Annotated in this window: 15 protein-coding genes, 1 rRNA gene and 1 pseudogene; 12 read left to right on the plus strand and 5 right to left on the minus strand. The window is 72.9% G+C overall.

Annotation, left to right across the window (positions count from 1 at the left end):
• From rrf to ADK54_RS00015, 3 genes and pseudogenes are all read left to right on the plus strand, one after another.
• A 5S ribosomal RNA gene (rrf, locus tag ADK54_RS00005) occupies positions 1 to 97 on the plus strand; the annotation flags it as partial.
• Between the two features lie 136 nt (positions 98 to 233).
• A pseudogene (locus ADK54_RS48680) lies at positions 234 to 884 on the plus strand (tetratricopeptide repeat protein); the annotation flags it as partial.
• 489 nt (positions 885 to 1373) lie between these two features.
• Complete coding sequence (locus tag ADK54_RS00015) at positions 1374 to 2228, plus strand: tetratricopeptide repeat protein (RefSeq protein WP_234391867.1); 855 nt, start codon at positions 1374 to 1376, stop codon at positions 2226 to 2228.
• A gap of 138 nt (positions 2229 to 2366) precedes the next feature.
• Here ADK54_RS00015 and ADK54_RS00020 read toward each other — a convergent pair whose 3' ends face one another.
• Positions 2367 to 3650: a DUF1015 domain-containing protein gene (locus tag ADK54_RS00020; RefSeq protein WP_053723348.1), complete on the minus strand. Its 1284-nt coding sequence runs from the start codon at positions 3648 to 3650 to the stop codon at positions 2367 to 2369.
• Positions 3651 to 3721: 71 nt separating this feature from the next.
• On the opposite strand from ADK54_RS00020, the gene ADK54_RS00025 reads away from it, so the two are divergent.
• From ADK54_RS00025 to ADK54_RS00040, 4 genes are all read left to right on the plus strand, one after another.
• Complete coding sequence (locus ADK54_RS00025) at positions 3722 to 4750, plus strand: HAD-IIA family hydrolase (protein WP_053723520.1); 1029 nt, start codon at positions 3722 to 3724, stop codon at positions 4748 to 4750.
• A gap of 146 nt (positions 4751 to 4896) precedes the next feature.
• On the plus strand, positions 4897 to 5856 hold the full coding sequence (locus tag ADK54_RS00030) for an iron chelate uptake ABC transporter family permease subunit (protein WP_107090427.1): 960 nt from the start codon (positions 4897 to 4899) through the stop codon (positions 5854 to 5856).
• A complete protein-coding gene (locus tag ADK54_RS00035; protein WP_053723350.1) occupies positions 5853 to 6881 on the plus strand; it encodes a FecCD family ABC transporter permease in 1029 nt (342 codons plus the stop codon). The genes ADK54_RS00030 and ADK54_RS00035 overlap by 4 nt, the downstream gene beginning before the upstream one ends.
• 68 nt (positions 6882 to 6949) lie before the next feature.
• A complete protein-coding gene (locus ADK54_RS00040) occupies positions 6950 to 7750 on the plus strand; it encodes an ABC transporter ATP-binding protein (protein WP_053723351.1) in 801 nt (266 codons plus the stop codon).
• A gap of 129 nt (positions 7751 to 7879) precedes the next feature.
• On the opposite strand, the gene ADK54_RS00045 is transcribed toward ADK54_RS00040, so the two are convergent.
• Positions 7880 to 8227 (minus strand): SCP2 sterol-binding domain-containing protein, encoded by a 348-nt coding sequence (locus tag ADK54_RS00045; protein ID WP_053723352.1) that lies wholly within the window; start codon positions 8225 to 8227, stop codon positions 7880 to 7882.
• A gap of 42 nt (positions 8228 to 8269) precedes the next feature.
• On the opposite strand from ADK54_RS00045, the gene ADK54_RS00050 reads away from it, so the two are divergent.
• Genes ADK54_RS00050 through ADK54_RS00060 form a run of 3 tightly spaced genes read left to right on the plus strand, consistent with a single transcriptional unit; the run spans position 8270 to position 10376 of the window.
• Entirely contained in the window at positions 8270 to 8584 is a 315-nt protein-coding gene (locus tag ADK54_RS00050) for a hypothetical protein (RefSeq protein ID WP_234391864.1), read from the plus strand.
• A 50-nt stretch (positions 8585 to 8634) separates the two neighbouring features.
• Entirely contained in the window at positions 8635 to 9450 is an 816-nt protein-coding gene (locus ADK54_RS00055; RefSeq protein ID WP_053723354.1) for a TlyA family RNA methyltransferase, read from the plus strand.
• Positions 9447 to 10376 carry an NAD kinase gene (locus ADK54_RS00060; RefSeq protein ID WP_053723355.1) on the plus strand — a complete coding sequence of 310 codons (930 nt, stop codon included), beginning with the start codon at positions 9447 to 9449 and terminating at the stop codon, positions 10374 to 10376. Before ADK54_RS00055 ends, ADK54_RS00060 begins: the two co-directional genes overlap by 4 nt.
• Before the next feature lie 21 nt (positions 10377 to 10397).
• On the opposite strand, the gene ADK54_RS00065 is transcribed toward ADK54_RS00060, so the two are convergent.
• Positions 10398 to 11750, minus strand: coding sequence for an FtsX-like permease family protein (locus tag ADK54_RS00065; protein WP_053723356.1), 1353 nt, complete (start codon positions 11748 to 11750; stop codon positions 10398 to 10400).
• A gap of 168 nt (positions 11751 to 11918) precedes the next feature.
• Here ADK54_RS00065 and recN point away from each other — a divergent pair, with 168 nt between their 5' ends.
• Together recN and ADK54_RS00075 are read left to right on the plus strand one after the other, a co-directional pair.
• The gene (recN, locus tag ADK54_RS00070; RefSeq protein WP_053723357.1) at positions 11919 to 13637 is read left to right on the plus strand and encodes a DNA repair protein RecN; all 1719 of its coding nucleotides are present in this window, start codon (positions 11919 to 11921) and stop codon (positions 13635 to 13637) included.
• A 287-nt stretch (positions 13638 to 13924) separates the two neighbouring features.
• Positions 13925 to 15004 (plus strand): glycosyltransferase family 4 protein, encoded by a 1080-nt coding sequence (locus ADK54_RS00075; RefSeq protein ID WP_053723358.1) that lies wholly within the window; start codon positions 13925 to 13927, stop codon positions 15002 to 15004.
• Positions 15005 to 15007: 3 nt separating this feature from the next.
• Here ADK54_RS00075 and ADK54_RS00080 read toward each other — a convergent pair whose 3' ends face one another.
• Together ADK54_RS00080 and ADK54_RS00085 are read right to left on the minus strand one after the other, a co-directional pair.
• Positions 15008 to 16642, minus strand: a complete 1635-nt coding sequence (locus ADK54_RS00080) for a PucR family transcriptional regulator (RefSeq protein WP_053723359.1) — start codon at positions 16640 to 16642, stop codon at positions 15008 to 15010.
• 184 nt (positions 16643 to 16826) lie between these two features.
• Entirely contained in the window at positions 16827 to 18632 is a 1806-nt protein-coding gene (locus ADK54_RS00085) for a glycoside hydrolase family 15 protein (protein ID WP_053723360.1), read from the minus strand.
• Positions 18633 to 18974: the final 342 nt, after the last annotated feature.

Raw genomic sequence — 18974 nt, forward strand, 5'->3', positions numbered from 1 at the left:
GGAAACGCCCGGTTACATTCCGAACCCGGAAGCTAAGCCTTTCAGCGCCGATGGTACTGCAGGGGGGACCCTGTGGGAGAGTAGGACGCCGCCGAACAATATTTCAGGACCCTTGGTCCCAGCGTTCATGCTGGGACCAAGGGTCCTTTTGTTTTTCCGCTTTGCTTTGCCGAAGCGCGTCGGGCAGCCGACTGCGCGAGAATGACTGCAGTACCCGAAGACTAGGAGTCACGATGTCCACCAACTCTCCCGACGATCGTCCGGAGCGCGAGCCGCGCCGTCAGGACGGTGGTGACCGGGGCGGCTACCGCGGTGGTCGAGACGACCGCGGTCCGCGTCGTGACAACGACCGTGGTGGTTACGGCGGGCGTCGTGACGACAGCCGTGGTGGCTCCTCCGGCGGTGGTTACCCCCGCCGTGACGACCGTGGCGGTCGCCCCGCCGGCGGTGGCAGCTCGTACGGGCGTCGTGATGACCGTCCCGCCCCGCGTCGCGACGATGACCGTGGTGGATTCCGCCGCGATGACAACCGTGGTGGTGCCGGCGGCTTCCGCCGTGACGACAGCCGTGGCGGTTCCTCCGGCGGTGGGTACGGCCGTCGTGACGATCGTCCGGCTCCGCGTCGGGACGATGACCGTGGTGGGTTCCGCCGCGATGACAGCCGTGGTGGTGGTTCGTCGTACGGGCGTCGTGATGACAGCCGTGGCGGCGGTAGCTCGTACGGGCGTCGTGATGATCGTCCCGCTCCCCGTCGTGATGACGACCGTGGTGGCTTCCGGCGCGACGACAGCCGTGGTGGCTCCTCCGGCGGTGGTTCGTCGTACGGGCGTCGTGGTGATGACAGCCGTGGTGGCGGTAGCTCCTACGGGCGTCGTGACGACCGTCCCGCCCCCCGTCGTGATGACGAGCGCGGTGGCGGTAGCTCGTACGGCCGTCGTGACGATCGTCCCGCTCCCCGTCGCGATGATGACCGTGGTGGGTTCCGGCGTGATGACAGCCGTGGTGGTGGTTCGTCGTACGGGCGTCGTGGTGATGACAGCCGTGGTGGCGGTAGCTCCTACGGGCGTCGTGACGACCGTTCCGCCCCGCGTCGTGATGACGAGCGCGGTGGTGGGAGCTCGTACGGGCGTCGTGATGATCGTCCGGCTCCGCGTCGTGATGATGACCGTGGTGGGTTCCGGCGTGATGACCGGGGCGACCGTGGTGGGTACCGCGGGCGGGACGACCGGCGTGATGACAGGGGTGGCTCCGCGTCGCGCGACGACCGTGGTGGCTTCGGGCGTCGGGACGACCGGGACCGGGATCGTGACCGCGAGCCCGTCAAGCGGCTGCCGATCGACGAGGACGTCACCGGCGACGAGATCGACGCGGATGTGCGCCAGGAGCTCATGAGCCTGCCCAAGGGCCTCGCCGAGGAGGTTGCGTGCAACCTGGTGATGGTGGCGCGGCTCATCGACGACGAGCCCGAGCAGGCCTACGCCTACTCCCGCATCGCGCTGCGGCTCGCTTCCCGTGTGGCCGCCGTTCGCGAGGCCGCCGGCTTCGCCGCGTACGCCACGCAGAAGTACTCGGAGGCCCTCGCGGAGTTCCGTGCCTCGCGTCGGATGACCGGCTCCGTCGAGCTGTGGCCCGTCATGGCGGACTGCGAGCGCGGGCTCGGCCGTCCCGAGCGGGCGCTGGCGATGGCCGGCGAGCCCGAGGTGGCCAAGCTGGACAAGGCCGGCCAGGTCGAGATGCGCCTGGTCGCGGCCGGGGCGCGGCGGGACATGGGGCAGCTGGACGCCGCCATCGTGACCCTGCAGAGCCCTGAGCTCGCGTCGAACTCGGTACAGCCGTGGACCGCGCGACTGCGTTACGCGTACGCCGACGCGCTGCTAGCGGCCGAGCGTGAGGACGAGGCCCGCGACTGGTTCGCCAAGGCGCTTGAGGCGGACAAGGACGGCACGACCGACGCCTCCGACCGGCTCGCCGAGCTGGACGGTGTCGACTTCGTCGACGCCATGATCGAGGACGACGTCGAGGCCGATGGTGACGTCGAGGCCGACGGTGATGTCGATGTGCCGCGCGACGAGGTCGAGGACGAGCCCGACTTCGCCGACGAGGGCGAGGAAGAGGACGACTTCGAGGGCGACGACGCCGAGATCGTCCGGGCTGCCGAGGTCGTCGACGCCGACCTGGTGGAGCCCGCGCCGAGCGAGCCCGTCCCGCCGGTCGAGAAGGACGCCTGACAGCCGGAAGGTGACGGCTGACAGCTGACGGTGTCTGATATCTGGCGTCTGGCGTTTGGCGTCTGATGTTTGACCGTTGACGGTTGTAGAGACAGAAGAGAGGCGGTGCCCAGCCGGGGCACCGCCTCTCTTCTGTTTTCAGTTCACGGTCAGGCTGCGCAGTACCAGGCCCGTCGCCGGCTTCGGGCCGAACGAGGTCGACTTGCGGGGCATCGTGACGCCCTGGCGGGCCAGGTCCCGGACGACTTCCTCGCGTACGGGGTGCATCAGGACCGCCGTCTTGTTGTGGCGCTCGGCCTGTTCGACGGCCGCTGCCGTGTCGTGGATGTACGCGATGTCGTCGGGCGTGTCCGGGATGCGCCAGATCTCGTCGAGCAGGGTCGAGTGCAGGACCGTCGCGTCCAGCGAGCGCCAGGCCGGCGGCCGGTCCGCCCGGATCGTCCGGGCGAGCAGTGCCTCGTCCGGGCGGTCCAGGAGGTGGAAGCGGCCGTCGCCCGCGAGGAGGAAGGCGTTGCTCTCGGACGCTGCTTCACCCAGCGCCTCCAGGGCGCGGGCGAGCGGGACTTCGAGGGTGCGGACGCGGAAAGCACCCGATTCGGTGACCGCGGCCAGTGCCTCGGACACCGGCAGGCGGTGCAGGAGGCGGTGGATCGCGCGGACCCGCAGCGGATAGCGAGCGGTGTCGACGAGGAGGACCAGGCCGAAGTCCCAGGGGCCCGGCGAGCTCTGTTCGTCGCGCAGGCGCAGGTAGGTGGCCCAGCGGTGGTGGCCGTCGGCGATGACCGCCTGGTGCGCCGTGAGGTCCGCCTGGGCCTCCGCGAGATCGGCCGCATCCGTGAGCGCCCACAGACGGTGGCGGAAACCGTCCTCCGTGGTGGTGCGCAGGAGCGGTTCGCGCAGGATGGTGCGGTCGATGACGGCGGTCGCGCCGGTGGGGGCGTTGCTGCCGTGGTAGGTCAGGAGCAGCGGTTCGAGGTGGGCGGCGATGGTCCGCATGAGGGCCGCGCGGTCCTCGACGACGTGCGGCATCACGTCCTCGTGCGGCAGGACGATGCCCTCGGCCGGTTCGGAGAGGGCGAGCGCGCCGATCAGCCCGCGCTGCAGTATGCCGTCGCCCTCCTGTTCGTAGACGTACAGGGCGGGCTCGGGGTCCGGGGCGAGGACGCCCTCGTCGAGCCAGTCGTCCAGGGTGAGGGCGGCCTTCCGGTTGCGGGCGGCCGGGGAGGACGCCTGCGGGAGGATCAGCCGGACGATGTTGTACGGGTCCGCCGACTCAAGGTGCAGCAGCCCGTCGGGGCGCACGACGACGTCGTACGGCGGCGAGGTCACGGCGGCGAGGCTGCCCACCCGCTCGGGAACATAGCGCAGTCCGCGGAACGGGATCAGGCGCAGCCCGAGGTCCGCACGCCCAGTTGTGCTCATCCGTGCATCGTATGTGGGCGACGGCATGCGCGATGATCGGGGGGCGAGCATCGAACGAGGAGTGGATGAAGATGAGCCAGATCGGCCGGACCATGCCGAGCGGCAGCGAGCGGGCGCTGAACGAGGCGTACGACACGGCCCTGCTGGATCTGGACGGGGTGGTCTACGCGGGCGGTGCGGCGATCGAGCACGCTGTCGACGCGCTCGCCGTGGCGCGGGACGGCGGGATGCACCTCGCCTACGTGACCAACAACGCGCTGCGGACGCCGGACGCGGTGGCCGCGCACCTCACCGAGCTCGGTGTGCCCGCCGAGCCGGCCGATGTGATCACCTCGGCGCAGGCGGTGGCCCGGCTCATCGCCGATCAACTCCCGCAGGGATCAAGGGTGTTGCTCATCGGCGGCGAGGGGCTGCGGGTCGCGCTGCTTGAGCGCGGGCTCGTGCCGGTGGAGTCGGCCGACGACGATCCGGCGGCCGTGGCGCAGGGCTACGGCGGTCCGGACATCACCTGGTCGCGGTTCGCGGAGGCCTCGTACGCGGTGGCCCGCGGGGTGCCGTGGTTCGCCTCCAACACCGATCTGACGATTCCGAGCGGGCGGGGGATCGCGCCCGGGAACGGCGCGGCGGTCGAGGTCGTCCGGATCGCGACCGGCGCCGAGCCCCAGGTGGCCGGCAAGCCGCTGCCCCCGATGCACCGCGAGACGGTGCTGCGGACCGGTGCCGAGAGGCCGCTGGTGGTCGGGGACCGGCTCGACACGGACATCGAGGGCGCGTTCAACGGTGGCGTCGACTCGCTGCTCGTGCTGACCGGGGTCACCGACGGCGCCCAGCTCCTGGCCGCGCGGCCCGAGCACCGGCCCACCTTCGTCGACGCGGATCTGCGCGGCCTGCTGACCGGGCAGCCCGAAGTGGCCGAGAAGGAGGGCGGGTTCGGGTGCGGAGGGTGGACCGCGTCCGTTGCCGACGGGGCGTTTGCGCTCGCCGGGGACGGGGAGGCGATGGACGGGCTGCGGGCGCTGTGCGCGGCCGCCTGGACGTACGCCGGCGACGGGGCGTGCGAGCTGGACGCTTCGAAGGCGCTGGAACTGCTGGGGCTTTGAGCCCGGGGCGTGTTTGACTGAGCGCAGGGTAGGCTAACCTAACTTGCGTGTTGGTAGACAGTCCTCCTCAGCCGCGCGACGGGACCACGTCCGCGCCCCCGGCCCCGACCGCGAAGCGCCGGACGCTGCGCGCCGCGGGTCTGCTCGTGTCCGTGGGCGCCCTGGTGCTCGTCGCCGTCGCCAGCATCGCGGTTGGCGCGAAACCGATGCCGCTCGGCGACGTCTGGCACGGCCTCTTCCACGCCTCCGGCACCGCCGACGACGTCCTCATCCACGACGTACGGGTACCGCGGACGCTGCTCGGGCTGCTCGTCGGGGCCGCGCTCGGGATCGCCGGCGCGGTCATGCAGGCGCTCACCCGCAACCCGCTCGCCGAACCCGGCATCCTCGGGGTCAACGCGGGGGCGGCGGCCGCGGTGGTCTCCGCGATCAGCTTCCTCGGGGTCAACTCCCTCACCGGATATGTGTGGTTCGCGTTCCTGGGCGCGGGCGCCGTGTCGGCCGCGGTGTACCTCCTCGGTGGCAGCCGGGCCGCCACCCCCGTGCGGCTCGCGCTCGCGGGGACGGCGGCGAGCGCCGCGCTGTACGGCTACATCAACGCCGTGCAGCTCACCGACTCCGCCGCCCTCAACCAGCTGCGGTTCTGGCAGGTCGGCTCGCTGGCCGCGGCGGACATGGCGACCGTCACCAAGGTCGCGCCGTTCATCCTCGTCGGCCTCGTCGTCGCCCTGCTGCTCGCGCGGCCGCTCAACGCGATGGCCATGGGCGACGACACCGCCCGTGCGCTCGGCGCCCATCTCACCCGGACCCGCGTCACGTCGATGGTCGTGATCACCCTGCTGTGCGGGGCCGCGACCGCCGCGTGCGGGCCCATCGTGTTCATCGGGCTCATGGTCCCGCACATCGTCCGCGCCATCACCGGGCCCGACCTGCGCTGGATCCTGCCGTACGCGGCCGTGCTCTCGCCCGTGCTGCTGCTCGGCTCCGACGTGGTCGGGCGGGTCATCACCCGGCCCGGCGAACTCCAGGTCGGCATCGTCACCGCGCTCATCGGCGGGCCCGTCTTCATCTATCTCGTACGGCGCAAGAGGATGGCCCAGCTGTGAAGGCGATACGTATCCCCGGCGGCCTCTCCTTCCGGGCCGAACCGCGCGCCCTTGCCGTGGTCTGCGGGCTCGCCGTCCTCGCGCTCGCGGCCGGCGTCGTCCTGATCGGCACCGGCGACTTCACCATCGCCCCCGCCGACGTCGTGCGCAGCCTGCTCGGATCCGGCACGCCCGCGCAGGACTTCATCATCAACGAACTGCGGCTGCCGCGCGTGCTCGTGGCCCTGTTGGTGGGCGCCTCGCTCGGGATCTCGGGGGCGCTGTTCCAGTCCATCTCCCGCAATCCGCTGGGCAGTCCGGACGTCATCGGCTTCGGGCAGGGCTCCTCGGTCGGCGCGCTCACGGTCATCGTGTTCTTCCACGGCAGCGCGGTCGCGGTCTCGTTCGGCGCGCTGGTCGGCGGCCTCGCGACCGGTATCGCCGTTTACCTTCTGGCCTGGAAGAAGGGCGTGCACGGCTACCGGCTCGTGCTCGTCGGCATCGGCGCGGCCGCGATGCTCACCGCCGGCATCCACTACCTGCTCACCAAGTCCACCCTGGTGGACGCCACCCGCGCGATGGTCTGGCTCACCGGATCGCTCGACGGGCGCGACTGGGCCCAGGTGTGGCCGCTGCTCGTGCTGTTCGTGGTGCTCCTTCCGGTCGTCCTCGCGTACGGGCGGCCGCTTCGGATGCTGGAGATGGGCGACGACGCGGCGTACGCGCTGGGCGTGCCGGTGCAGCGGACCCGTACCGTCCTGATGCTCTCCGCCGTCCTCCTCAACGCCTCGGCCACCGCGGCCGCCGGGCCCATCTCCTTCGTCGCGCTGACCGCGCCGCAGCTGGCCCGCCGCCTCACCCGCGCGACCGGGCCGAACATCCTCGCCTCCGCGTGCATGGGCGCGGCGCTCCTGGTCGTCGCCGACTGGGCGGCGCAGCGGCTGTTCGGCGGGAGCACGCTGCCGGTGGGGGTCCTGACCGGCATGGTCGGCGGCGTCTATCTGCTGTGGCTCCTCGTCACCGAGCGCAGGGCGGGCCGGATATGAGCCGCCGGGCGACGTCGGTCACCGCCAACTCCCTTGCAGATTACGGAACTTCACCCAGGAGTACGAGCATGCAGCGCCTCAGCGCCGAATCGGTCACCCTCGGCTACGACCAGCGGGTGATCGCCGAGGACCTGTCGGTCGACATCCCCGACAACTCCTTCACGGTGATCGTCGGGCCCAACGCGTGCGGCAAGTCGACCCTGCTGCGCGCCCTGTCCCGGATGCTCAAGCCGAGCCAGGGGCGGGTGCTGCTCGACGGGCAGAGCATCCACTCGCTGCCCGCGAAGAAGGTCGCCAGGACGCTCGGGCTGCTCCCGCAGTCCTCCATCGCCCCGGACGGCATCACGGTGGGGGACCTGGTGGCGCGCGGGCGCTATCCGCACCAGGGCCTGCTGCGGCAGTGGTCGCCCGAGGACGAGCGCATCGTCCAGGAGTCCATGGACGCGACGGGGGTCGGCGGGCTCGGTGAGCGGTACGTCGACGAGCTGTCCGGGGGACAGCGCCAGCGCGTCTGGATCGCCATGGCGCTCGCTCAGCAGACGCCGCTGCTGCTGCTCGACGAGCCGACGACGTTCCTGGACATCCAGCACCAGATCGAGGTCCTTGATCTCTGCGCGGAGCTCCATGCGTCGCAGGGGCGGACGTTGGTGGCCGTGCTGCACGATCTCAACCAGGCGGCTCGGTACGCGTCTCACCTCATTGCCATGAGGGAGGGGCGGGTGGTGGCCGAGGGGGCGCCCTCGGAGGTGGTGACGGCGTCGCTCGTCGAGGAGGTCTTCGGGGTGCGGTGTCAGGTGATTCCGGATCCGGAGACGGGGACGCCGTTGGTCGTGCCGGCGGCTCCGCGGCGGGCGGCTCTGGTGGGCTGAGTTCTCCCCACCCCGCCCCTTCCCGCTGTGACACCCTGCGGCTCCGCCGCGTGGCCTCCGGGGGTTGAAGGACCCCTGGGGCTCCGCCCCAGACCCCGTTCGCGCCAACTGCGCGGAAGGGGGCCGGGATCAGAGCAGGGTGCGGAGGCGGAGGAGGTCTCGGAAGCTCGCTTCCAGGCGGATCCTGCCCGAGGCCCAGGCCTTCGCGAAGTTCAGTTCGCCGTCCACCATCGCCACCAGGTCGTCGCCCTTCATCGCCAGGCGGATCTGGGCCTTCTCCCGGGGCGGGCCGGGAGCCGTGTCGTGGACCTCGATGCGGCCGGACCGGAGGCGGCCCGCGAAGGTGACGTCCAGGTCCGTGATGTGGCAGCTCAGCGAGCGGTCCAGCGCGGCGGCGGCACGCACGTCGCCCTCCGCCCGGGACAGATTGTCCGAAAGTTTGTCGAGTGCGCTGCGGCACTCCTCCATGGTCGCCATCGTGATCGACCGTACCCCAGGGCTTCGCGGTAGCGTCTTGGCATGAGCGACTCGATGCCGGGCCCCGAGGCGGAACCCGAGGTGCAAGCCGATGTGGAATCCGAGGTGGTCGGCCCCTCCCCCTTGGACGTACCCCGCGGCCCCACCGGCGACGCCGGGATCGACGCCCTCGTCGAGCGGCTCGGCGACGTCGACCACCTCGGTACGGACGGCCACCTTGAGGTGTACGAGGATGTACACCGGGGGCTGCGCGGCTCACTGACCGCGCTCGACGCCCGGCAGGGGCCCGCTCCCGTCCCGGGGGCGGGCCTGGGAACCTCCGGCCGGACCCGGCCGTTGGGCGACCAACGGCCCTAGCGGTCCGCCGGGCCGCCGACAGAACTACGACTACAGGAGCTGAACCGAACGTGGCAGGAGTGGCACGCCGCCGCCTCGACGCCGAGCTGGTGCGCCGGAAACTCGCGCGGTCGCGGGAGCACGCCGCCCAGCTGATTGCCGCGGGGCGGGTGAGCGTCGGCAAGACCGTCGCCACCAAGTCCGCCACTCAGGTCGAGACCGCCGCCGCGATCGTGGTGGTGGACGACGACAGTGATCCGGACTACGTCTCGCGCGGTGGGCACAAGCTCGCCGGTGCCTTCGCGGCCTTCGTTCCGCAGGGGCTTGAGATCGAGGGCCGCCGGGCGCTCGACGCAGGCGCCTCCACCGGCGGCTTCACCGATGTGCTGCTGCGCGCCGGAGCCGGGCACGTGGTCGCCGTCGACGTCGGCTACGGACAGCTCGCCTGGTCCCTTCAGAGTGACGACAGGGTCACCGTGAAGGACCGCACGAACGTACGCGAGTTGACGCTCGACGACATCGACGGGCAGCCCGCCGACATCGTCGTGGGCGACCTCTCCTTCATCGCGCTCGGCCTGGTCCTGCCCGCCCTCGTGCGCTGCTCGGCGCCCGACGCGGACCTGGTCCTCATGGTCAAGCCGCAGTTCGAGATCGGCAAGGAACGGCTCGGGAGCGGCGGCGTCGTGCGCAGCCCCGAGCTGCGGGCCGAGACCGTACGGACGGTGGCGGCCCAGGCGGCCACGCTCGGCCTCGGGGTCCTCGGGGTCACCGCGAGCCCGCTGCCCGGGCCCTCCGGCAACGTCGAGTACTTTCTGTGGCTGCGGGCCGGGGCGCCCGCGCTCGATCCCGCGGACGTGGAGCGCGCAGTGGCGGAGGGACCTCGTTGAGCTCGTCGGAGAACAACCCGGAGAACAGCACGGCGGCACGCACCGTATTCCTGCTCGCGCACACCGGAAGGCCGGCCGCCATCCGCAGCGCGGAGCTGGTCGTACGGGGCCTGCTGCGCAGCGGCATCGGCGTACGCGTGCTGCGGGCGGAGGCTGCCGATCTGCCGCTGCCCGCCGAGGCGGAGATCGTCGAGGACGCCACCCCCGAGTGCCTGGACGCCTGCGAACTGCTCATCGTCCTCGGCGGTGACGGCACCCTGCTGCGCGGCGCCGAGCTCGCCCGGGCGTCCGGCGTGCCGATGCTCGGGGTGAACCTCGGCCGCGTCGGCTTCCTCGCGGAGGCCGAGCGCGACGACCTCGACAAGGTCGTCGACCGGGTCGTGACACGGGCCTACGAGGTCGAGGAGCGGATGACCCTCGATGTCGTCGTGCACAACAACGGTGACGTGGTGCACGAGGACTGGGCCCTCAACGAGGCGGCCGTCCAGAAGGTCTCGCCCGAGCGGATGCTGGAAGTCGTCCTGGAGATCGACGGCCGTCCGGTGACCGGGTTCGGCTGCGACGGCATCGTCTGTGCCACCCCGACCGGCTCGACCGCGTACGCCTTCTCGGCCGGCGGGCCCGTGGTGTGGCCCGAGGTCGAGGCGCTGCTCATGGTGCCGATCAGCGCGCACGCGCTGTTCGCCAAGCCCCTGGTCACTTCGCCCACCTCGGTGCTCGCCGTCGAGGTGCAGCCGCACACGCCGCACGGTGTGCTGTGGTGCGACGGGCGCCGCACGGTCGAACTCCCTTCGGGCGCGCGGGTGGAGGTGCGGCGAGGGGCCGTTCCGGTACGGCTCGCCCGGCTGCACCACGCCTCGTTCACCGACCGGCTCGTCGCCAAGTTTGCCCTGCCGGTGTCGGGTTGGCGCGGCGCGCCGCACTGACCGGTCAGCGCGCGGCGGGCCTCAGGACGCGGCCAGTGTCCTGATCGCCCGCCTGCGCAGCGCCGACCGCACGGGTATCCCCGTGGCCAGCAGGGTCAGGACCAGCGTGCCGCCCGCCATGGCGAGCGCGGTCGGCCACGGCAGGTACGGGATCCACGAGCCGAACGCGGCCGTCAGCATCGGGGCCAGGGTCGCGAGCGCGACCACCGCGCCGAGCACCAGGGCCGTGGCCGCGACGATGCCCGCCTCCCAGGCCGCCATCGAGCGGACCTGGCCCGGCAGGGTGCCGACCACCCGGAGCAGGGCTATGTCGCGGCGCCGCTCGAAGGAGATCATCGCCAGGGTGTTGGCCGCGGCGATCGCGGCGAAGCCGGCGTAGAGACCGGTGCCGAAGTAGTCCAGCCAGACCTCGCCCGCGCTGCCCGACGAACCCGTGTAGTGGGCCGCCGTCGTGTGCATCGCGATCTTGGTGAGTCCGAAGCCGGTGACCAGGACCAGCGGCACCACGGCGGCCGAGAAGCGGCGCGGCTGCGAGCGGACGTTGAGCATCGCCAGGCGTGCGCTGCCGCCGAGCCGGCGGGCCGGCGCCGAGACGAGCCGGGCGGCCGGGCCGACCACCTTCGGACCGAGCAGCCCCGCCCCGACGCAGAACAGCAGCAGCACGAGGAACGACGCCTGCGCCGCGTCGTCGGACGACTGGTGGGCCAGCGAGACCGACAGGGCGCCGCCGCCCGCCACCGCGATCACACCGAGCGGAGCCCGGACCCTGCCGAGCCCGCGCCGGCCCGCCGACGCCTCGTCCAAGGCCCGTGCCGGGCGCAGCATCGAGAAGCGCAGCGAGGCGAGGAACGCGGCGAGCGCCGAGGTCACCACGGCGACCGCCAGACACACGGGCAGCGCGAACCACGTGAAGCGGTACGCCACCTCGGCCGGGACGAGCCCGTGGTCGCGCAGCCCCGCGAACCAGACCCGGCTCAACAGGCCACCGCCGAGCAGGAACCCGGCCAGCGCGGCCGGCGCCGCGGCGGCCACCGCCTGGACCACCACGGCCCGCCGCACCTGCCGGGGCCGGGCGCCGATGGCCCGCACCAGCGCGAGCTCGCGGTGCTGCTGGGCCACCGCGGTGCCCATCGTCGAGGCGATCACGAAGATCGACATGTAGATGGAGCCGATGAGCATCACGACCGCCATGTCGCCGATGTCGTTCGCCGCGAGCGCGCCGCGTGCCTGCGCGGACAGTCCCTTTGTCGACGTGCTGACCAGGAGGGTCAGCGACGCGCTCACCACGGTCGCGGCGAACAGCGCGGCCACGAACGTCCCGACGAAGGCCGGGCGGTGGCCGCGCAGGGCGGAGTGGGCCAGTCCTGTGCTCATGCGTCAAGCCTGGCGGGCGGGGTGGTGCCAGGACCATCCGGCAGGCCCCATGATCTTGCTGAGGTTTTCCCCCGCACCGCCGGTTCGGGCACCACGAGAGGGTGACGGGCCGGGGGGCGTCGCACACTGGGCTGTGGACCTCGTAAGGTCGTGTCCGTGTTGGAGGAGATGCGGATACGGTCGCTCGGGGTCATCGACGACGCTGTCGTGGAGCTTTCGCCCGGTTTCACCGCGGTGACCGGCGAGACCGGCGCGGGCAAGACCATGGTCGTCACCAGCCTGGGGCTGCTGCTCGGCGGACGTGCCGACCCCGCGTTGGTGCGGATCGGCGCCAAGGCGGCGGTCGTCGAGGGGCGGATCGCGCTGCGGCCCGGCACCTCGGCGGGGCTGCGGGCCGAGGAGGCCGGGGCCGAGCTCGACGACGGCGCGCTGCTCGTGAGCCGTACCGTTTCGGCGGAGGGCCGCTCGCGGGCGTTCCTCGGCGGCCGGTCGGTGCCGGTCGGGGTGCTCGCCGAACTCGCCGACGAACTCGTCGCGGTGCACGGCCAGACCGACCAGCAGGGCCTGCTGCGCCCGGCCCGGCAGCGCGAGGCGCTCGACCGGTACGCCGGTGACGCGGTGGCGGGTCCCCTCGCCAAGTACGCCGGGGCCTACAAGCGGCTGCGGGCCGTCGCCGTCGAGCTGGAGGAGCTGACCACACGGGCGCGCGAGCGCGCCCAGGAGGCCGATCTGCTGCGGTTCGGTCTCGGCGAGATCGCCGCCGTCGAGCCGCTGCCCGGCGAGGACGCCGAGCTCGCCGCCGAGGCCGAACGGCTCGGGCACGCCGAGGCGCTCGCCTCCGCGGCGGCACTTGCGCACGCGGCCCTGGCCGGCAACCCCGAGGACCCGGAGAGCGTGGACGCCGCGACCCTGGTCGCGGGCGCGCACCGGGCCCTGGAGGCCGTACGCTCCCACGACCCCGCGCTCGCGGCGCTCGCCGAACGCATCGGCGAGGTCGCGATCCTGCTCGGCGACGTGGCGGGCGAACTCGCCGGATACGCGGACGACCTGGACGCCGACCCCCTGCGGCTCGCCGCCGTCGAGGAGCGCCGGGCCTCGCTGACCGCCCTGACGCGCAAGTACGGCGAGGACATCACGGCCGTACTCGCCTGGGCGCAGGACGGGGCCGCGCGGCTCACCGAACTCGACGGCGACGACGACCGGATCGGGGAACTCACCGCCGAGCGGGACGGGCTGCGTGGTGAACTGTCCGTCCTGGCCCAGGAGTTGACCGACGCCCGCACCGAGGCCGCGGCCCGGTTCGCGGAGGCGGTCACCGCCGAGCTCGCCTCCCTCGCGATGCCGCACGCACGGGTGTCGTTCGCGGTCGGCCAGAGTGACGATCCCGAGGGGGTCGAGGTCGGCGGCAGGACGGTGGCGTACGGGCCGACCGGCGCCGACGAGGTCGAGCTGCTGCTCGCCCCGCACCCCGGCGCGCCGCCCCGGCCCATCGCCAAGGGCGCCTCGGGCGGTGAGCTCTCGCGTGTGATGCTCGCGGTGGAGGTCGTCTTCGCGGGCACGGACCCGGTGCCGACCTACCTCTTCGACGAGGTCGACGCGGGCGTCGGCGGCAAGGCGGCGGTCGAGATCGGCCGCCGGCTCGCCAAGCTCGCCAAGTCCGCCCAGGTCGTGGTGGTCACGCACCTGCCGCAGGTGGCGGCGTTCGCCGACCGCCAGCTCCTGGTCGAGAAGACCAACGACGGCACGGTCACCCGCTCCGGCGTCACGGTCCTGGAGGGCGAGGACCGGGTGCGCGAGCTGTCGCGCATGCTGGCCGGCCAGGAGGACTCGGAGACGGCCAGGGCGCACGCGGAGGAACTCCTGGCAACCGCCCGCGCTGACGGATAACCCTTGGCGCTCCGGGCGGCCGGCCTCGCCGTGCGCGCCGCCGCGCTGCTCGCCGTGGCCGCCCGGGCGGAGTCCCGCATTCCGCGCTGAGGGTGTCGCGCTGTCCGTGCCGAACGGCCTGGCGCACGTGTTCGTTCACCCATGGGGGTGTTTCGGGTGCGGCGATCTTCCCGGCGCGACACGGAAGGAACCCCCGGACGGTCCCGGAACGCCCGTACGGACTGGCATCCTTGGCCGGGAACCACCGACCTCCACCGCCGACTCGGCCGCTCCGGGAGCCTGTTCACGTGACTCAGCTGCGTACGGTCCAAGTGCTGGGCGGCGGCAGCGCGGGCAGCAGCGCGCATGTCAGGTCGCTCGCGGCCGGTCTGGTCGCGCGGGGCGTGCGCGTCACCGTCTGCGCGCCCGCCGAACTGGAGCGGGAGTACGACTTCCTCGCCGCCGGGGCTCATTTCGTACCGGTCTCGCGGCGCGGCGACCCGGCGGCGGTCGGCGCGCTGCGGGCCGCCTGCGCCGACGCGGACGTCGTCCACGCGCACGGGTTGCACGCGGCCGTACGCGCCGCCCTCGCGCTCCGGGGCCGCAAGGGCGTGCCGCTGGTCGTCACCTGGCACACCCGCTCGCACGCCGAAGGAGCCCGCGGCCAGATCCTGGGCCTGCTCGAACGCCGGGTCTCGCGGGCCGCGGCCGTGGTCCTCGCCACCTCGTCCGACCTCGTGGACCGGGCGCGCAGCCGCGGTGCGCGGGACGCCCGGCTCGCCGCGGTCGCCGTCCCCGCGCCCCGCCTTCCGTCCGGGCTCCTCGACGGCAAGGCGCGGGCCGAACTCGGCGCCGTGGACCGGCCGTTGCTGATGGCCGTGGGCAGCCTCGTCGAACACCGCGGCTACGAGGTGCTCCTGGACGCGGCCCGCACCTGGCGCGATCTCGACCCGGCGCCGCTGCTCGTCATCGCGGGGGAGGGGCCCGGCCGGGCCGCGCTGCAGCGCCGGATCGAGGTGGAGTCGCTGCCGGTCCGGCTCGTCGGGCGGCGCGACGACATCACCGAGCTGCTCGCGGCCGCCGACATCGCGGTCCTGCCCAGCCGCTGGGAGGCCCGCTCGCTGCTCGCCCAGGAGGCGCTGCGCCTCGGCGTGCCGCTGGTCGCGACGGCCGTGGGCGGGGTGCCGGAGCTGGTGGGGGACGCGGCCCTACTCGTCCCGTACGGCGACGCCGAGGCGCTCGCGGCCGCGGTCGTCCGCCTCCTCGCCGACCCCGAGGCCCGCCGTGCGCTGGCCGCGGCCGGGCGGGCGCAGGCCGAGAGCTGGCCCACCGAGGACGAAACGGTTGCTCAAGTCCTCGCCGTGTACGACGAGTTGGCGGGTTCCTAGGCGCTAGCCCGCCACGTGCCTGCGGGCCCGCAGCGCGAGCGACAGGGCGAGGACCGTCTGCGGGTCGTCCAGATCCGTGCCGAGGAGGTCCGCGATGCGGGCCAGGCGGTTGTACAGGGTCTGCCGGTTGAGATGGAGCTCGCGGGCGGTCTCCGCCTTGCGGCCCGCGTGCGCCAGATAGGTCGCCAGGGTGGGCAGCAGGGGCGGCCGGGAGGCGCGGTCGTGGGCCTGGAGCGGGCCGATCGCCCGTTCCACGAACGCCGCGAGGTCGGGGTGTTCGCGCAGCCGCCAAAGGAGCAGGTCGATGTCGAGGCGCCGGGCGTCGTACCAGGGCCGCTCGGGCAGCCCCTGGGCGGCTGCCGCGGTTTCCGCCGCGTGCCGGAGACCGGCGCCCGCCGCCGCCCAGCCGCCCGCCACCCCCACCACGACCACCGGCTGCGTCCCGGCCCGCGCGCCCATGAGGCCGGCCCGCTCGACGCCCGCCCGCAGGGCCGCCGCGACCCGGTCGGCCACGGCCGTACGCTCCGACTCCGAGCGCAGCCCGAGCAGCAGCGGCACCCGGCCCTCGACGGGGCGTACGCCGAGCAGGACCGGCACGCCCACCGAGGACAGCTCTTCGAGGACCGCCCTCGCGAGGACCGCCCAGTTGCCCGTCGGGGCGAGCTCCGAGGCGAGGCGCATCACCACCGGGAGCAGCGGCCCCTCGCCGGGTTTGAAGCCGAGGACCTTGGCCTGGCCGGGCGCGTCGTCGGGGGTGATGCGGCCCTCGGCGAGGTCGGTCAGGAAGTCGCCCCGGCCGCGCGCGGCCAGCTCCTCCTCCTGGCGGGCCTGCATGAGGACGACGGCCAGGATGCCCGCGGCCCGCTCGGCCGCCATCCGGTGCACGGGAAGGAGCGGCGGGCCGACCGCGAGCAGCGCCAGGCGGGCCCGTACCGCGCCCGCGCCGTGGCCGCCGCCCGGCACGTCCACCAGGACCGCGCCCGTCGGCGGCCCCGAGGCGCGGGCCTCGCGCTGGCCGCGCAGCCCCTCCCAGACCTGGAGCGGGTCGGCGGCCGCCTCGCCCGCCTCGCACGCCGCGGCGTACAGGAGCTGGCCGTCGGGGGTCTCCAGGAAGACCGGGTTGGCGGTGAAGTCGGCCAGAATGCCCAGGACTTGAGGGATCCCGCCGCCCCCGAGCAGTGCGCCCGTACACCGCTGGTGGACTTCCTCGGCGCGTTGGAGCAGGGCGTAGTGGCCGTTGACGATCTCGGTGTGGATCTCCTCGGTCACCGCGACGAACGGCACCTCGCGGTGCAGTTGGACGAGGGGGAGCCCGGCGGCCCGCGCGGTCTCCACGATGGTGGCCGGCAGCCGGGCGAAGCGCGGGCCGAGTTCCACGACGAGGGCCGCGATGCCCCGGTCCGCGAGCCTGCGTACGAAGGCGCGCTGCTCGGCGGGGCGGGTGCCGAGGCCGAGCCCGGTGGTCAGGAGCAGCTCGCCGCCCTTGAGCAGCGAGGCGATGTTGGGCACCTCGCCGGCGTGCACCCAGCGCACCGTGCGCTGGAGCCGCTCGGCGCCCGCCACGACCTCCGGGAGGCCGCCGCGCAGCCCCGGCAGCTCAAGCGCGCGCTGCACGGTGATCCCGCCCTGCGTGTCCACTGCGCCCACCTCTCGTCCCGCGGGACCCGGAGCCCGACCCCGGGGCGACACCGCTTGCGCCGGACGCTACCTGCGGTTACGCACCCTGACCCGCTCGTTGTGGCGTACGTCACCCCGATATGCGGACGGGCCGTCTCCGAGAACCCGTGGGAACTCGGAGACGGCCCGTGGGCGGGTCCGGCCGTCAGCCGCCGTACGCGCCCGAAGCGGTAAGCCGCAGGGCCGTGTCGATCAGCGGAACGTGGCTGAAGGCCTGCGGGAAGTTGCCGACCTGGCGCTGGAGGTGCGGATCCCACTCCTCCGCGAGCAGCCCCAGGTCGTTGCGCAGGGCCAGGAGCTTCTCGAAGAGCTTGCGGGCCTCGTCGACCCGGCCGATCATCGCGAGGTCGTCCGCCATCCAGAACGAGCAGGCCAGGAACGCGCCCTCCTCGCCCAACAGGCCGTCCAGGTTCTCCCCGTCGCCGCCCGTCGTCGGGTAGCGCAGGATGAACCCGTCCGGCGTGGACAGCTCGCGCTGGATCGCCTCGATCGTGCCGATCACGCGCTTGTCGTCCGGCGGCAGGAAGCCCATCTGCGGGATGAGCAGCAAGGAGGCGTCCAGCTCCTGCGAGCCGTAGGACTGCGTGAAGGTGTTGCGTTCCTTGTCGTAGCCCTTCTCGCAGACGTCCCGGTGGATGTCGTCGCGCAGCTCGCGCCACTTGTCGAGCGGGCCGTCCGCGTCGCCGGACTCGATGAGCTTGATCGTGCGGTCCACGGCGACCCAGGCCATCACCTTGGAGTGCACGAAGTGGCGGCGCGGGCCGCGCACCTCCCAGATCCCCTCGTCCGGCTGGTCCCAGTGGCTCTCCAGGTAGCGGATCAGCTTCAGCTGGAGCAGCGAGGCGTAGTCGTTGCGGGCCAGGCCCGTCATGTGCGCCAGGTGCAGCGCCTCGGTGACCTCGCCGTACACGTCGAGCTGGAGCTGGTGGGCGGCGCCGTTGCCGGCCCGTACCGGCGTCGAGTTCTCGTACCCGGGCAGCCAGTCGAGCTCGGTCTCGCCGAGCTCCCGCTCGCCGGCGATCCCGTACATGATCTGGAGGTTCTCGGGGTCGCCCGCGACCGAGCGCAGAAGCCACTCGCGCCAGGCACGGGCCTCCTCGCGGTAGCCGGTGCGCAGCAGCGAGGACAGGGTGATCGCGGCGTCCCGCAGCCAGGTGTAGCGGTAGTCCCAGTTGCGCTCGCCGCCGATGTGCTCGGGCAGCGACATCGTGGGGGCGGCCACGATGCCGCCGGTCGGGGCGTAGGTGAGCGCCTTCAGGGTGATCAGGGAGCGGACCACGGCCTCGCGGTAGGGCCCGTGGTAGGTGCAGTGCTCCACCCACTCCCGCCAGAAGTCCTCGGTCGCCACCAGGGACGCCTCGGGCTCAGGCAGCGCGGGCTCCTCGCGGTGCGAGGGCTGCCAGCTGATGGTGAACGCGACCCGCTCGCCGGGCGAGACCGTGAAGTCGGAGTACGTCGTGAGGTTCTTGCCGTACGTCTCCGCATCGGTGTCCAGCCACACCGAGTCGGGGCCCGCGACGGCCACCGTGCGGTTGTCGACCTTGTGCACCCAGGGGGTGATCCGGCCGTAGCTGAACCGCATGCGCAGCATGGAGCGCATCGGGACCCGGCCGCTGACGCCCTCCACGATGCGGATCAGCTGCGGGGCGCCGTCGCGCGGCGGCATGAAGTCGGTCACCCGGACCGTGCCGCGCGGGGTGTCCCACTCGGATTCCAGGATGAGCGAGTCGCCCCGGTAGCGACGGCGGTCGGCCGCCGGTGGCGGTTCCTCGGCACCATGTGCCGGGCCGACCCGCCAGAACCCGTGTTCCTCGGTGCCGAGCAGTCCGGCGAAGACGGCGTGCGAGTCGAAGCGGGGCAGGCAGAGCCAGTCCGCCGTGCCGTCCCGGCAGACCAGTGCCGCGGTCTGCATGTCTCCGATGAGTGCGTAATCCTCGATGCGCCCGGCCACGTGCAATCTCCAGTCGAACGGCCACGTCCGCCCCTGGGGGCGCTTACAGCGACAGCGGTCAAGGGTTCGCCAACGAGCGCATGTTCCGGATGACGGACGGGGTGTTCCCGTGCTACCAGGTGGCTCGGCAAGCGAGTGTCCGAGCAGGATACGACGCACCCCAGTGATCCGCTGGAGCCTTCCTTGAACGCCGTTGGTCCGAACGAGTGAGGCTCGTACTCAGGGCTGACCGGCCGCATACGGAGCGTGGCCGGACGCGGTCTCCCGCTGTCGCTGATACCCTGGTAGCCCGTGGCCGGGTGCTGAAAAAAGCCCCGAACCGCAGCGACGGCACCCCTGGAA

The organism is Streptomyces sp. WM6378 (assembly GCF_001279695.1).
GTDB lineage: Bacteria > Actinomycetota > Actinomycetes > Streptomycetales > Streptomycetaceae > Streptomyces.

What these genes read in the sequence shown, in the direction of transcription:
- ADK54_RS00050 (WP_234391864.1), top strand. Translation starts at nt 8,270, where the DNA reads ATGAGCGACTCGATGCCGGGCCCCGAGGCGGAACCCGAGGTGCAAGCC.
- ADK54_RS00065 (WP_053723356.1), bottom strand. Translation starts at nt 11,750, where the DNA reads ATGAGCACAGGACTGGCCCACTCCGCCCTGCGCGGCCACCGCCCGGCC.
- ADK54_RS00045 (WP_053723352.1), bottom strand. Translation starts at nt 8,227, where the DNA reads ATGGCGACCATGGAGGAGTGCCGCAGCGCACTCGACAAACTTTCGGAC.
- ADK54_RS00020 (WP_053723348.1), bottom strand. Translation starts at nt 3,650, where the DNA reads ATGAGCACAACTGGGCGTGCGGACCTCGGGCTGCGCCTGATCCCGTTC.
- ADK54_RS00040 (WP_053723351.1), top strand. Translation starts at nt 6,950, where the DNA reads ATGCAGCGCCTCAGCGCCGAATCGGTCACCCTCGGCTACGACCAGCGG.
- recN (WP_053723357.1), top strand. Translation starts at nt 11,919, where the DNA reads ATGCGGATACGGTCGCTCGGGGTCATCGACGACGCTGTCGTGGAGCTT.
- ADK54_RS00025 (WP_053723520.1), top strand. Translation starts at nt 3,722, where the DNA reads ATGAGCCAGATCGGCCGGACCATGCCGAGCGGCAGCGAGCGGGCGCTG.